The sequence below is a fragment of the Ensifer meliloti genome, from assembly GCF_030064585.1.
Classification (GTDB): domain Bacteria; phylum Pseudomonadota; class Alphaproteobacteria; order Rhizobiales; family Rhizobiaceae; genus Sinorhizobium; species Sinorhizobium meliloti.
Genome location: NZ_CP120365.1, coordinates 747,554 through 761,178, shown reverse-complemented (window position 1 = coordinate 761,178; position 13,625 = coordinate 747,554). Strand labels below are relative to the sequence as shown.

Annotated in this window: 16 protein-coding genes; 10 read left to right on the top strand and 6 right to left on the bottom strand. The window is 63.4% G+C overall.

The genetic code is table 11. From position 1 onward, the window contains the following. Nucleotides 1–72 precede the first annotated feature (72 nt). From PZL22_RS10710 to PZL22_RS10690, 5 genes are all read left to right on the top strand, one after another. The gene (locus PZL22_RS10710; protein WP_010969547.1) at nucleotides 73–627 is read left to right on the top strand and encodes a Kazal-type serine protease inhibitor domain-containing protein; all 555 of its coding nucleotides are present in this window, start codon (nucleotides 73–75) and stop codon (nucleotides 625–627) included. Nucleotides 628–876: 249 nt separating this feature from the next. Then, the gene (locus PZL22_RS10705; RefSeq protein WP_010969546.1) at nucleotides 877–2,073 is read left to right on the top strand and encodes an extensin-like domain-containing protein; all 1,197 of its coding nucleotides are present in this window, start codon (nucleotides 877–879) and stop codon (nucleotides 2,071–2,073) included. 639 nt (nucleotides 2,074–2,712) lie between these two features. After that, entirely contained in the window at nucleotides 2,713–3,030 is a 318-nt protein-coding gene (locus PZL22_RS10700; protein ID WP_010969541.1) for an ArsR/SmtB family transcription factor, read from the top strand. Nucleotides 3,031–3,150: 120 nt separating this feature from the next. After that, complete coding sequence (locus tag PZL22_RS10695) at nucleotides 3,151–4,077, top strand: ABC transporter ATP-binding protein (protein ID WP_003535323.1); 927 nt, start codon at nucleotides 3,151–3,153, stop codon at nucleotides 4,075–4,077. Next, nucleotides 4,074–4,835, top strand: coding sequence for an ABC transporter permease (locus PZL22_RS10690; RefSeq protein WP_003535321.1), 762 nt, complete (start codon nucleotides 4,074–4,076; stop codon nucleotides 4,833–4,835). Before PZL22_RS10695 ends, PZL22_RS10690 begins: the two co-directional genes overlap by 4 nt. Before the next feature lie 19 nt (nucleotides 4,836–4,854). On the opposite strand, the gene PZL22_RS10685 is transcribed toward PZL22_RS10690, so the two are convergent. Genes PZL22_RS10685 through PZL22_RS10675 form a run of 3 tightly spaced genes read right to left on the bottom strand, consistent with a single transcriptional unit; the run spans nucleotide 4,855 to nucleotide 6,609 of the window. Next, nucleotides 4,855–5,556, bottom strand: coding sequence for a TIGR02281 family clan AA aspartic protease (locus PZL22_RS10685; RefSeq protein WP_003535319.1), 702 nt, complete (start codon nucleotides 5,554–5,556; stop codon nucleotides 4,855–4,857). Next, nucleotides 5,553–5,774 (bottom strand): DUF1289 domain-containing protein, encoded by a 222-nt coding sequence (locus PZL22_RS10680; RefSeq protein ID WP_003535317.1) that lies wholly within the window; start codon nucleotides 5,772–5,774, stop codon nucleotides 5,553–5,555. The genes PZL22_RS10685 and PZL22_RS10680 overlap by 4 nt, the downstream gene beginning before the upstream one ends. 46 nt (nucleotides 5,775–5,820) lie before the next feature. Next, nucleotides 5,821–6,609: an adenosylcobinamide-GDP ribazoletransferase gene (locus PZL22_RS10675; RefSeq protein WP_003535315.1), complete on the bottom strand. Its 789-nt coding sequence runs from the start codon at nucleotides 6,607–6,609 to the stop codon at nucleotides 5,821–5,823. Nucleotides 6,610–6,747: 138 nt separating this feature from the next. On the opposite strand from PZL22_RS10675, the gene cobT reads away from it, so the two are divergent. Both cobT and PZL22_RS10665 read left to right on the top strand, forming a co-directional pair. Next, nucleotides 6,748–7,764, top strand: coding sequence for a nicotinate-nucleotide--dimethylbenzimidazole phosphoribosyltransferase (cobT, locus tag PZL22_RS10670; protein ID WP_003535313.1), 1,017 nt, complete (start codon nucleotides 6,748–6,750; stop codon nucleotides 7,762–7,764). A 204-nt stretch (nucleotides 7,765–7,968) separates the two neighbouring features. Then, nucleotides 7,969–8,382, top strand: coding sequence for a diacylglycerol kinase (locus tag PZL22_RS10665; RefSeq protein WP_003535311.1), 414 nt, complete (start codon nucleotides 7,969–7,971; stop codon nucleotides 8,380–8,382). A gap of 28 nt (nucleotides 8,383–8,410) precedes the next feature. Here the strand turns inward: PZL22_RS10665 and PZL22_RS10660 are convergent, their stop codons facing one another. Beyond that, nucleotides 8,411–9,946: a sensor histidine kinase gene (locus PZL22_RS10660; protein ID WP_003535309.1), complete on the bottom strand. Its 1,536-nt coding sequence runs from the start codon at nucleotides 9,944–9,946 to the stop codon at nucleotides 8,411–8,413. A gap of 149 nt (nucleotides 9,947–10,095) precedes the next feature. Here PZL22_RS10660 and PZL22_RS10655 point away from each other — a divergent pair, with 149 nt between their 5' ends. From PZL22_RS10655 to PZL22_RS10645, 3 genes are all read left to right on the top strand, one after another. Further along, entirely contained in the window at nucleotides 10,096–10,815 is a 720-nt protein-coding gene (locus PZL22_RS10655; RefSeq protein ID WP_193378106.1) for a thermonuclease family protein, read from the top strand. Next, a complete protein-coding gene (locus PZL22_RS10650; RefSeq protein ID WP_003535305.1) occupies nucleotides 10,808–11,437 on the top strand; it encodes a uracil-DNA glycosylase family protein in 630 nt (209 codons plus the stop codon). Before PZL22_RS10655 ends, PZL22_RS10650 begins: the two co-directional genes overlap by 8 nt. A 64-nt stretch (nucleotides 11,438–11,501) precedes the next feature. Continuing rightward, nucleotides 11,502–11,990 carry an Lrp/AsnC family transcriptional regulator gene (locus tag PZL22_RS10645; RefSeq protein ID WP_003535303.1) on the top strand — a complete coding sequence of 163 codons (489 nt, stop codon included), beginning with the start codon at nucleotides 11,502–11,504 and terminating at the stop codon, nucleotides 11,988–11,990. Nucleotides 11,991–12,034: 44 nt separating this feature from the next. Here PZL22_RS10645 and PZL22_RS10640 read toward each other — a convergent pair whose 3' ends face one another. Both PZL22_RS10640 and PZL22_RS10635 read right to left on the bottom strand, forming a co-directional pair. Further along, a complete protein-coding gene (locus PZL22_RS10640; RefSeq protein WP_003535301.1) occupies nucleotides 12,035–12,733 on the bottom strand; it encodes a DNA alkylation repair protein in 699 nt (232 codons plus the stop codon). After that, nucleotides 12,730–13,599 (bottom strand): NAD(P)-dependent oxidoreductase, encoded by an 870-nt coding sequence (locus PZL22_RS10635; protein ID WP_284718643.1) that lies wholly within the window; start codon nucleotides 13,597–13,599, stop codon nucleotides 12,730–12,732. The genes PZL22_RS10640 and PZL22_RS10635 overlap by 4 nt, the downstream gene beginning before the upstream one ends. Between the last annotated feature and the right edge of the window lie 26 nt (nucleotides 13,600–13,625).

Genomic DNA, 13,625 nt, shown 5'->3' with positions numbered 1-13,625 from the left:
GTGCGACGGAAGGACGGTCGCTATCGCGCGCCGATCCAGCCGCATCCGAGATGCCAGTCAAGGGGGAGACCTGTGTTGCCTTTCAAGCGTTTCATCATGAAGTCTGCCGCCATCTTCCTGGCCGCCGCCGGCTTCCTTTCTGCCTGTACCGTGGTCGTCGACGAACCGCGCCCCGGTCCGGGGCCGATCCGCCCGCCAGGCCCGCAAATGTGCACGATGGAATTCGCGCCGGTCTGCGGCGAGCGCGGCAATCGCATGCGGACCTTCCCCAATGCCTGCCAGGCACGCGCCGACGGCTTCCGTGTCGTTCATCGCGGCGAATGCCGCCCGGCATCCCGTCCGCCGGAAGAACAGGCCTGCACGCGCGAGTTTTCGCCGGTGTGCGGTCAGCGCGGCCCGAGAAGGCAGACCTTCCCCAATTCATGCGTGGCGCGCGCCGAGGGTTTTCGCGTCGTCGCACCCGGCGAATGCCGCCGCGAGGATGATCGCCCGCAGCAGCCGCAATTCTGCACCCGGGAATTCGCGCCGGTCTGCGGCGAGCGCAACGGACGATCAAGAACATTCCCGAATGCCTGCGAGGCACGGGCGGACGGGTTCCGCGTGGCCCATCCCGGGGAATGCCGTTAACCGGACGAAAACCGACGTTGAAAAGGCCCGCATTCGTAAGGATGCGGGCCTTGTCTTTTGTGCCCGCTCGCCTGATTTGGCGTGCCGCCGGCAAGGCTTCGTTTACCACGTTTGCCTAAATTGCTTTGCAAAGCCGACTTTCTCGACCGAGCGCCCGTTTGGCGACATTCCGCACGTTCATTCTCGGCTGTGGGCAGGCGGCGCACGGACAAGGCCGAAGCTTTGTCATGGATGAAGGCGGCAATCAGTATGGCGTATGTTTCTCTTCTTCATCGTCCATTGGCGGCGCTGCTGTTGTCCATTCCACTCGTTGCCTGCACGACCGACGTGCTTGCGCCACCGGCCCGGATCGACGGGAGCTCTCGTGTCGGCGCGATCAGGCCGGCGCCTGCAGCCATGCCGGAGCAGGAAGTCGCTGCCTATCCGTCGTCAGAGCCGGTCGCCATGGCCAGCCAGACCTCGGTTGCCCCGGTTTCCGATAATGCGGCCGTTGCGCCGCAGGGCCAGGTCGCCGCGGCCGGATCGATGACGGTTCCGCCCGAGGGGGTGAACATGGACGCCATGCTCGGCGTCGAACCGGTCGTCGGCCTGGCGCAGGAGCAGGCCGGTGAAATCGCCGAGGGGAATACGACGCAGCCGGTCGTGGCCGGTATCGGCGACAGCGATGTGCGCCAGCTTGCCGGAGCGCCGCAGCCGGTACCGGTGGCTGAGGCGAATCCCGGCTATGATCCCGACCTGCCGCCCCTTGCGCCCGCGCAGAGCGCGGCCGAGGAAGCGAATCGAACGCATGTACTCCAGCCGCAGCGGGCGACGCGCACCGAGCAGCCGCAGCAGGTCGCTTTCATACCGCGCGCCCGCAGCCCGGTGTCGACGCCGGAATATACCGGCGAAATGCCGGGCTCGGAGGTCGCGTGCAGGCAGCGGTTGAAGAAGCTCGGGGTCGTCTTCCGCGACGTTCCGCGAGTCCATAACGGACCGTCCTGTGGCATCGACTACCCGATCGAGCTCAGCGGCCTTTCCGGCAATATCGGCGTCAAGCCCGCGGTGAAGCTCAATTGCCAGGTGACGGAAGCCTTCGCCAAATGGGTGAAGTATGAGCTCGCGCCATCGTCGCGCTACCGTTACTGGTCGGGCGTCAAGACGATCAAGCCGCTCGGCGGCTATTCCTGCCGGACGATGAACTCCCGGCGCGGCAATCCCATGTCGGAACATGCGCGCGGCAACGCGATCGACGTCGGCAAGTTCGTGCTGAAAAACGGCAAGGAAATCGATGTACGCAGGAAAGGTCTCTTCGCTTTCCGCGAAAGAGGGCTCTTGAAGGCCGTGCGCACCGATAGCTGCAAGTATTTCAACACCGTGCTCGGCCCCGGCAGCGATCCTTTCCACAAAGACCATTTCCACTTCGATCTGAGGACGCGCAAATCCGGCTACCGGCATTGCGACTAAGGCCTGTTGAGAGGCTCTCGTGGGTTTGTCGGCGTTCAGGGCGGTGCGGACAAGATTGCCAACTGCATGGCCCAGGAAACGTATCACCGGATTGCAATCTCTCCTCTTCCTCATCTCTGTGCTTGTCACAGAGATCCAGCAGCGCCGCGTCTGCGGCGCGGGAAGAGTTGTTTCAGCCCAAGGACCTGGTCTGGCTGGATCCCTGTGACGAGCACAGGGATGAGGGAATCAAACAAGCCGCCCCGGGTATCCCGAATCTCAACAGACCTTAGAGCGGGATGAGGAAAGTGTGTGCGGTTTTCCGCCCGCATCCGGCGTCTCAACTTCTTGGAGTCGAGCACGTTCATGTTTTTATGTCGATTCGACCTAAAAACATCGTGATCTAGGCGCGGCCGGGAAGGCGGATCCCGGCCGCTCGACAGACCAGATTCGGTATTCGCCGTCGGCGAATCTGTGCGGTAGATTTTCTCTTTGCGGCCCCGCTCAGAGAACCAGCGTAACGCCTCCATCGAGGACCAGTTGCGCCAGTGCCGCGAGCGTGCGGACCGCAGCGGCCGTCTGCCGGAACCGGAGGCCGATGGCGCCCGTTACCTGAAGTTCAACGCGCTCAAGGGAGCAGCGGGGGCTGAGGGCCTGACCATGGGAACGGTGACCAAATTCCGGAATATACGCCCTTGCATGACCGAAAGGGCAGACGAAGCTGCGGCGCTGCTCAAGGCGGCGGCGAACCAGAACCGGCTGATGATCCTGTGCACGCTCATCGAAGGCGAGCACTCGGTCGGTCAGCTGGAAGAGATGCTCGGCATCCGCCAACCGTCCTTGTCGCAACAGCTGACCGTGCTGCGTGAGGCTGGTATCGTCGCGACACGACGCGACGCCAAACAGATCTTTTACCGGCTCGCCGAGGAGAAGGCCGTAAGGCTGGTAATGGCGCTCTATCAGATATTCTGCCGCTGAAGCGACTGATTTGACGGAGTGTCAACGCAAATTTGGCTTGGATGGGCTGCAAATCCATGTGAATCGGCCCATATAGAGCAGCACCCTGCCGACTTTGCACCTCTTCCCCGGATCTGTTTCATGGCGCCAATCGTTTCCGTCTCCAATCTGTCGAAGACCTATGCCTCGGGGTTCCAGGCTCTGAAAGGCGTCAGCCTCGACATCGAGGAGGGCGAAATTCTTGCCCTACTCGGTCCGAACGGCGCCGGCAAGACGACGCTCATCTCGATCGTCTGCGGTATCGTCAATGCGACGGGCGGCAAGGTTACCGTCGGCGGCAACGACGTCGTGCGCGACTTCCGCCAGACGCGGGCGATGATAGGCCTGGTGCCGCAGGAACTGACCACCGATGCATTCGAGACCGTGTGGAACACCGTTTCCTTCTCGCGCGGGCTTCACGGCAAGAAGCCGGATCCGGCGCATATCGAAAAGGTGCTGAAAGACCTCTCGCTCTGGAACAAGAAGGACAGCACGCTGCGCGAGCTTTCCGGCGGCATGAAGCGGCGCGTGCTGATCGCCAAGGCGCTCTCGCACGAGCCGCGCGTCCTTTTCCTTGATGAGCCGACGGCCGGTGTCGACGTCAGCCTGCGCAAGAGCATGTGGGAGGTCGTCCAGCGGCTGCGCGCTTCGGGCGTGACGATCATTCTGACGACGCACTACATCGAGGAAGCGGAGGAGATCGCCGACCGGATCGCGGTGATCAACAGCGGCGAGATACTGCTCGTCGAGGACAAGAATGCGCTGATGACGAAACTCGGACGCAAGCAGCTGCGCGTCGATCTGGCCCAACCTCTGGAGCGGGTTCCCGATTCTCTGGCCTCCTACAATTTGTTGCTTGAGGGCGAAGGCGAACGCCTGATCTATGAATACGACACCAGCGCTGACCGGACGGGCATCACGTCGCTGCTCGCAGCCCTGGCCGAGGCGGGCATTAGGCTCCGGGACATTTCCACGAGGCAGAGTTCGCTCGAGGATATTTTCGTTGAGATCGTGGAGGCGGGGCGATGAACATAGAAGCAGTGAAATCCATCTATTTCTTCGAAATGGCGCGCACACGCCGCACGCTTCTGCAAAGCGTGGTGTCGCCCGTCATCTCCACCTCGCTCTATTTTATCGTTTTCGGCGCCGCCATCGGTGGGCGCATCCAGGAAATAGACGGGATTTCCTACGGCGCCTTCATCACGCCCGGGTTGATGATGCTGACGCTTCTGACGCAGTGCATCGGCAACGGCTCATTCGGTATCTATTTCCCGAAATTTACCGGCACGATCTATGAGGTGCTGTCGTCACCGATATCCATGCTGGAGATTGTGCTCGGCTATGTGGGGGCGGCGGCGACAAAGGGGATGATGATCGGCACGATCATTCTTGTCACGGCCTCGCTGTTCGTCGATCTCAGCATCGCCCATCCCTTCGTGATGCTTTTCTTTTTCGTTCTGACGGCGGTGACCTTCAGCCTGTTCGGTTTCCTGATCGGCATCTGGGCGAAGGATTTCGAGCAGCTCAACCTCATTCCGATGCTGGTGGTCCCGCCGCTCGTCTTCCTCGGCGGCAGCTTCTATTCGATCGACATGCTGCCGCCATTCTGGCGGGCAGTAAGCCACTTCAACCCGGTCCTTTATCTGATCAGCGGCTTCCGATGGAGCTTCTTCGAGATCTCCGACGTAAATCCGCTCGCCAGCGCGGCAATTATTCTCGTCTTTCTCGCCCTCTGCATGTCCGCCCTGACATGGATATTCCGGACCGGGTACAAGCTGCGTAACTGAGGCTGGATCTGCTGGGGGCTCAGTCCCTGAGCCGAAGCTCGTCGCTGCGCATCTGCAGGAAGTCGAGGGTCGAGAGGAAGCTCATGCCGAGCAGGCTGCTGTCGAGTCGCCCCTCGGCCGCGACCATGGCGCGGATATTCGTCCGCCGGATCGGTCCGATGGCGATCTCCGGCAGGATGACCGGGGCCGCAAGTGCCGGCCCGTTCGCGGTCATGACAGTGATCGTGTAGCCGAGATCTGCGACGTCGAGACCGGCCCTCGCGGCGTCCTCATGGGTAAGCACGACACTGCTTGCGCCGGTGTCCACAAGCATGGTGACCTCACGCCCGTTGATCGTCGCATCGGCGGCGAAGTGGCCGTCGATCCGCTTGTGCAGCACCACCTCCTGCTGACCCTCGCTGTCGGTGATGACCATTGCCCGGCCGGGCATAAGGCCCGCCAGTACCCGGTCGCCGACGGACTGGAGCTCGAAGCGGTAGACATAGAGTGCAACGAGGACGAGCGCGATAAGCAGCCAGATCGCGATCTGCGTCAGCCCTTCTCCCAGTGTTCGGCGGCTTCTGACGATACCAGCCGCAAAAAGCGTTGCCAGAGCGCCGAGGGCAACGAGATGCCCGAAGTCGTCGTTGTTCATGCCGAAAGTTCGGCCGGAATCGTGATTGAGGATCAGCAGCACGAGGCCGATGCCGAGTATTGCGAGGAGGATGATCAGTCTGCTCATGCGCCGTTTCGTTCTCGCGCCATGCGCGACCGGCGCGTCTCCCGCCGCGGTTTGCGCTCGACCGTTTCCAGTCGCGCCGGCAAGGCCTGCATGATGCTGTGCCGTTCGGTGTCGGTGTAGAGCGTCCAGGCGCCGATCTCCTGACGTGTGCGCCCGCAGCCGAAACAGTAACCGGTCCTATCGTCGATCGTGCAGACGAGAATGCAGGGAGATTCCATGATCAGGACAATGCTCTGCTGTTTCGTTCGAAAATATATCGGCCTTTCAGATGGCCAGTGCAAGAGCGCCCAGAACGGCAATCTCCGTGAGTTGCTGGGTGGCGCCGATGGTGTCGCCGGTATGGCCGCCGAGCTTGCGTGAAGCGATCCGGGTGAAGGCTGGCACGGCAAGGCCGAAAGCGGCGAACGAAAGCAGGACGGCGACGGTCGGGATGCCGGCGAGGAAAAACAGCACGAGCGCGAGGAGAACGCCCGAGCCGAGCGCAACCGATGTCGCCCCCGGCTCGGGAATGCCCGCCGAGGCGGCGACCCCGCCGCGGCGGGCAGGGGGGAGGCGGGACCAGTGCCAGACCATCGCGGCGCGGCTCAGCGCAGCGGTGGCCAGCAGCGCAATTCCACCGCCTGTCGGCGTCAGCAGCGGCAGGAAGGCGGCAAGGGCGGAGACGCGAAGGCCGAAGGAAAGGATGAGGGCAACCGCGCCATAGGTACCGATCCGACTGTCCTTCATGATCTCCAGCGCGCTTTCCCGATCGCGCCCGCCGCCGAAACCATCGGCCGTATCCCCAAGGCCGTCCTCATGCAGGGCGCCGGTGACCATCGCCTGCACCGCGACGACGAGGAAGGCGCTGAAGAGCGAGCTCGCGTGAAGCGCGCCCAGAATGAACGCTATCGCGGCGGCAGGAAGGGTGATCAGGATACCCGCAAGCGGGAAGACGCGCACGGCGCGGCCGAGCCCGCCGTCATAGCCGCGGAAATATCGATCCGGCACGGGAATGCGGCTCAAGAAGGCAACCGACCGTGCGACGTCGTCCCAGAGCTCGCGAATATCTGCCATCTCGTCTCCCGCATCCCGAATCGCCCGGCGTTCCGCGGGATCATGCGAGACGACGGCAATTGGCGCAAATGCCGTTGCCGCGGGCGGCCTCACACTCTATGACGAGCCCCGAGCGAGTTCACATTGCAAGGATGATCCATGAGCGCCAGCGGCCTGCCGTTTGATGATTTCCGCGAACTACTGCGCAATCTGCCGGGGCCGGACACGGCGGCACTCGTTGCGGCGCGCGAGCGGGACGGGCAATTGACGAAGCCGCCCGGCGCTCTCGGGCGCCTCGAGGAAATCGCCTTCTGGCTTGCCGCCTGGACGGGACGTCCGCCGGCGGTCAACCGGCCGCTTGTCGCGATCTTCGCCGGCAATCACGGCGTGACCCGTCAGGGGGTGACGCCCTTTCCCGCTTCGGTGACGGCGCAGATGGTCGAGAACTTCGCCGCCGGCGGTGCTGCCATCAACCAGATCTGCGTAGCACACGACCTCGGCCTCAAGGTCTTCGATCTGGCGCTCGATTATCCGACTGGCGATATCACCGAGGAACCGGCTCTCTCCGAGCGTGACTGCGCCGCCACCATGGCTTTCGGCATGGAAGCGATCGCCGGCGGCACGGATCTGCTGTGCATCGGCGAGATGGGCATCGGCAACACCACGATCGCAGCCGCCATCAATCTCGGCCTCTATGGCGGCACGGCAGAGGAATGGGTCGGCCCCGGCACCGGTTCGGAAGGCGAGGTGCTCATGCGCAAGATCGCTGCTGTCGAAAAGGCCGTTGCGCTGCACCGCGACCACTTGTCCGATCCGCTCGAGGTCATGCGGCGGCTTGGCGGCCGCGAGATCGCGGCGATGGCGGGCGCAATTCTCGCCGCGCGGATGCAGAAGGTGCCCGTCATCATCGACGGCTACGTCGCGACCGCGGCCGCGGCGATCCTCAAGGCCGCCAACCCGGCGGCGCTCGACCATTGCCTGATCGGCCATGTTTCAAGCGAGCCCGGTCACATGCGGGCGATCGAGAAACTCGGCAAGACACCGCTCCTGGCTCTCGGCATGCGGCTTGGGGAAGGCACGGGTGCGGCTCTTGCAGCGGGCATCGTCAAGGCGGCGGCTGCCTGCCACAGCGGCATGGCGACCTTTGCGCAGGCCGGCGTAAGCAACAAGGAGTAGGGCACGCTCCGGCGCTTGCTGTCGATTGGCCGTCATGCGTGCTATGCTCGTGCCGTGCAGCTATTGATGCGCGGCGGCTTCTCGCATATCCGGGAAGCGCCGGGTCATCGGTTCGGGTGGCCTCGCAATGCGGCATTGGTGCCGCCTTTGATTCGCCTCAATAGGAACGTCGAAGCTGTGCCATCTCCCAACCCGCGAGACGAAATGGACGCCAAGAACACTATCTCCCGCAACGGCACCGCCGCGCCCGTCCACAAGCATCGTGGTATCCGGCATCTTTTCGCGGCGGCCAGCTATTCCTTCGGCGGTGCGAAACGCCTGATCGGCGAGGCGGCATTCAGGCACGAACTCATCGCCTTCGCGGTCGCGATGGTCGCGTTCATGATCGTCGGCGCGAACCTGTTTCAGTACGTCGCGATGGCAATCCTGTTTCTGCTGATGATGGCCTTCGAGGCGATCAACACCGCGATCGAGGAAATCGTCGACCGCGTCTCGCCGGAGATCTCCGAAATGGGCAGGAACGCAAAGGATCTCGGCTCCTTCGCGTGCCTTTGCCTCATTCTCGCCAATGCGGCCTATGCGCTGTACGTGATATTTCTCGCTCGCTTCCTGGGCTGACCAGCAACGCGGCGCCGCATGCAGATGATCAGGCAAAGCTCCTTCGCCGGCGGGTGAGGGAAGGGACGTCCTCGACCGGGGGCAAGCTCTGCAGTACGCGACGCGGCGGCAGGATGGCGATCGCCTCGGTGCCTTCCCGGAGTTTCGAGCGGAGGATGAACTGGCCGCCATGCTTGGCGAGGATCGCCTGGACGATCGGCAGTCCGAGGCCGGTACCCTGTTCGGCGCTCTTGATGGCGATCGAACCCTGGCCGAAGGCGGAAAGGACGATCGGGATTTCCTCTTCCGGAATGCCGGGGCCGTTGTCCCTGATCGAAAGATATTGTCCGCCGCCGGCGGTCCAGCCGACCTTCACGCTGACCTCGCCGCCCGACGGGGTGAACTTGACGGCATTCGAAAGAAGGTTGAGCGTCACCTGGCGCATGGCCTTCTCGTCCGCCCAGACAGACGGCATCGCCTGTTCGAACTGATGGCCGATGGTTATGTTCTTGCCGCGAGCGCGGAGCTGAACCATGCCGATGCAATCCTCGACGATCTCTGCCAGGTTTACCGCATCCTCGCTGAGCTCGTACTTGCCGGCTTCGATACGCGAAAGATCGAGAATTTCGTTGATGAGATTCAAGAGGTGCTCGCCGGAGCGATGGATGTCCAGCGTGTATTCCTTGTAGGTCGGGTTACTGAGCGGCCCGAGTACCTCTGTCGACATGACCTCCGAGAAGCCGAGGATGGCATTGAGCGGTGTGCGCAGCTCATGCGACATCGAGGCTAGGAAACGGGACTTGGCGAGATTCGCTTCTTCCGCGCGGCGGCGAGCCTCGTCCGACATTGACTTCGCCACTTCGAGTTCGGCGATGAGATCGTCCTTTTCGGACTGTACCGAGAGAATATGGACATTGGCGCGGTTCATCCTGTCGGTCATGAACGCCAGGAAGACGAGCGAGAGCGCCAGAATGCCCGTGAGGCCGATATCGACCGCGTCGCCGGTCCTGAGTGAGGAGAAGCCGAGCGCGGCCAGGACCGGCAGAAACGTGTAATACAGGGCATTGCGCAACAGGAAGGTGCCCATGGCGGTGACCGCAAGGGCAATGAAGAGCACCGTTCCCTCGAAGAGACCGGAAGCGATCTCGCCGCAGGACGCACAGTCCGGGAGCGTGAAGATCGCCCAGCACAGGCCGGTCAGCATCTGGCCCGCGAGGAAGCGGCGGCGCCAGACGGACACTTTTTCGGTGACGACATCCTCGCGCTTGGCCTTTCGCGCGAGAAAGATGGTGACCGCATGCGCCGAAAGCGCCAACAAGGCCCAGGCGAGAATATGCGGGTCGCCCGATAGGTAGATGCCGCTGGCGGCGATCAGGATCACGAGGAGGGGCAGGGCCATCGCGCCGTGGAGCACGGACTCGATGTGGAGCAGGAGCATTTCCCGTTCGAAGCCGGACGGTGCCGAGGAGCCGGTCTGCAGCCGCTGACGCGTCGCGCGAACGGTCTTCGAAACAGCCTTGTTTCGATGGCTCCGCGACTTGTCCACGATGATCTTGTCGGTCGATGTGCTGGCGGCGATGCTCATGCTTCTGGTCAGGATTGGGTTCAGCTTGCACTCTAGGATGCAATCCTTAAGAAGTTGCTGCCCCCATGAAGGATTCGACAACCATTGTGGCGCGATTGCGGTTTTCGAGGTCGGAACGCGGGCAGGAACAACACGAGGAGGCGCTGGGCGTGAAGTCGCAGAACCGCAGATTTCGGATTGTCGGCGGCAGCGGCGCAGGCCCGGGCTCTGCTGGAAGGCGCTTTGGCTTCGGTCGCTCCGGAGTTCCTGCCCGGCGAAAAAGGCCGTCCGGCAGCGGCGGCATGGCCGGCGGGTGGATCTTCCTGGTCCTGCTCGGTATCGGCGCCTATATAGCCGGGCAGCTGCCCGCGCCGGAACGCCCCGTGACCGGCGAGTTGACCGGCCCGGCGTCGGCGAGCGATGGCGACAGCCTGCGGCTCGACGGGCGCCGCATACGCATCGAAGGCATCGACGCCCCGGAGATCGGTCAGATGTGCCGGCGCGGGGAAACCGTCTGGGACTGCGGCGCGCAGGCGCGGCGACGGTTGGTTGCTCTCGTCGCGGGAACAACGACCGTCTGCCGGCTCCATGGCCGCGATCGCTATGGCCGGGAACTGGGTGTCTGCGCGGCTGGCGGGGCCGACCTCGGAAGAGAGATGGTCCTGTCCGGTCATGCGGTCAGCTATGGGCTCTACCGTGACGAGGAGGAAACGGCGCGAACCGGCCGGCTGGGTCTCTGGGGCGGCGATTTCGTGAGGCCGCAGGAATGGCGGCGTTCGAACGGCGGTGCGGAGGAGGCCCCGCACCGGGCGGGTGACTGGCTGGAGATCATTATCCAATGGCTTCAGGAGCATTCGAGCGCGATCATGGCGAGGATCGGCGGTGACTGAGGAGCGGCTGCAGGCGTTGCGGGCGGCGATCTCGGTCTGTCGCCGGTGCCGTGACGAGCCGGCGCGCGGCGAAGGCCACCGGCTGCCGCACGAGCCGAGGCCGGTGGCGGTGCTTTCCGCGTCGGCTCGGATTCTGATCGCCGGGCAGGCACCCGGCCTGCGGGTCCATGAAAGCGGTCTTCCCTTCAACGATGCTTCGGGCGATCGCCTGCGGCAATGGCTGTCGGTGGACCGGGCGGCATTCTACGATCAGCGAAACTTCGCGATCGTGCCGATGGGTTTCTGTTTCCCGGGCTACGACAGACACGGCAGCGACCTGCCGCCGAGAAGCGAATGTGCGCCACTGTGGCGGCAGAGGGCGATGGACGCGATGCCGCAGATCGAGCTGGTGCTGGCGGTCGGCCATTACGCGCAGCGCTGGCATCTCGGAACGGACTGTCCGAAATCCATGACGGAGACAGTGCGCAACTGGCAACGCTACGCGAAACGCAATTCCGGCATCTCCGTATTGCCGCTGCCGCATCCGAGTTGGCGCAATACCGGCTGGCTCCGGCGTCATCCCTGGTTCGAGGCCGAGCTGCTGCCCTTCCTGCGTGAACGGGTGCGGGCGCTGACGATCTGAAACAATTTTCTTTATTTTCATAAATCCCGCGCTATGAAGGGAAAAATATTCGAGAGGACTTTCCATGGATCGCCTAGACCGCAAGATCCTGCGGCTTTTGCAGGAAGACTCGACCTTGGCCGTAGCCGACCTCGCAAAGAAGGTCGGGCTTTCCACCACGCCATGCTGGCGGCGCATCCAGAAGATGGAAGAGGAGGGCGTGATCCGCCGCCGTGTCGCGCTTCTCGATCCGGTGAAGGTCAACACCAAGGTCACCGTATTCGTGTCGGTGCGCACCAATTCGCATTCCATGGAGTGGCTGCGGCGGTTTTCCGAAGTCGTGGCGGATTTTCCGGAAGTGGTGGAATTCTATCGTATGAGCGGCGACGTGGATTATCTCCTGCGCGTGGTCGTTCCGGATATCGCGGCCTATGATGCCTTCTACAAGCGTCTGATCGCCAAGATCGAGATCCGCGACGTTTCCTCGGCCTTCGCCATGGAGCAGATCAAATATACGACGCAGCTGCCGCTCGATTACATGGTCATCGACCAGGCAAAATCGAGCGAGGATTAGAAGACCGGGTCGTTATCCCCGGGTCCAGCCCGGGTAGGCGACCTTCATGCGGGAAGCCCCAGTCGCTGGCGGACCTTGCCGTTCGTCAATTCGCGCAGCGCGTCCTTGCCCGTCCATCGTGCCGTGCGGTCCGTGCTCGCCGCGAGCTTCTGCGCGAGCGCCAGCGCCGGGCCGTGGCAGGCGGGGCTGCGCTTGCCGATCTGCCTGAGTGCCCAGTTGACCGACTTCTTCACGAAGTTGCGCTCGTCGGCCGCATGAGTCTCGATCAGCGGCAGCCAGGCAAGCAGCGCCGGGTCTGGCTCCTTCTTGAGATGCACGGCGGCTGTTGCGATCATCGCGAAGGCCAGGCGGCGGACGAATTCCCGCTCATCGGCGGCGAATTCAGGAATGAGGACTTGCTCGAGGCGCGCTGCGACGAAGAGGTCGGCAACGGTATCGACCACTTCCCAGGAGTTGCAGGCATTCGCCCATTGCCGCGCTTCAGCGAGCGTCAGCGCCTTCGGGTCCGCGGTGAACGCTGCCAGCAGGCGTGCTTCGCGGATGCCGGAAGTCCAGAGGTCGAGCGCGCGGGCATGGTCGGTCTTTACCATGCGGGCGACGCGGCGAAGCTGGACGTTCGAAAGCCCCAGGGCGGTTTCGGTCGCAATGCCGAAGCGCGCCATGCCGGCGATGTTCTCGTCCGAGCCGAGGGCGCGGAGGTGTTCGATGATCTCTTCCGCCGTCGACGCCGGGCCAGGCGTCATTTTTCGAGGCGGGCCAGCAGGGAAGACGTATCCCAGCGATTGCCGCCGAGCGCCTGGATGTCGCCGTAGAACTGGTCGACGAGGGCGGTCACCGGAAGCTTGGCGCCGTTGTGCCGGGCCTCGGCGAGGACGATATCCAGATCCTTGCGCATCCAGTCGACCGCGAAGCCGAAGTCATACTTGCCTTCGTTCATGGTCTTGTGGCGATTTTCCATCTGCCAGGAACCGGCCGCTCCCTTGGAGATGACCTCGATCACCTTCTCGATGTTGAGCCCTGCTTTCTTGCCGAAATGGATTCCCTCTGCGAGCCCCTGGACGAGCCCTGCGATACAGATCTGATTGATCATCTTGGTGAGTTGGCCGGCGCCGGCGGGGCCCATCAAACCGACCATCCGGGCAAAGGCATCGATGACGGGCCTGGCCTTGTCGAAGGCTCCCTCATCGCCGCCGCACATGACGGTGAGCACGCCGTTTTCCGCTCCGGCCTGTCCGCCGGAGACCGGCGCGTCGATGAAATGCGCACCCTTCGCCGCCGCCGCCGCATAGAGCTCGCGGGCAACCGCGGCCGATGCCGTCGTGTTGTCGATGAAGACCGACCCGGGTGTCATCGTTTCGAAGGCACCGTTCTCTCCCGTGGTGACGGAGCGGAGGTCGTCGTCGTTGCCGACGCAGGCGAAGACGAAATCCTGGCCCTTGGCCGCCTCGGCCGGCGTTGCCGCGGTCCGGCCGCCGAATGCCGCTGCCCATTGCTCCGCCTTGGCTGCGGTCCGGTTATAGACCGTGACATCGTGCCCGCCGCGGGCCTTGAGATGACCGGCCATCGGGTATCCCATTACGCCGAGACCGATGAATGCGACTTTGGCCATTTCCTTGAGACTCCGTTTGCGATGGC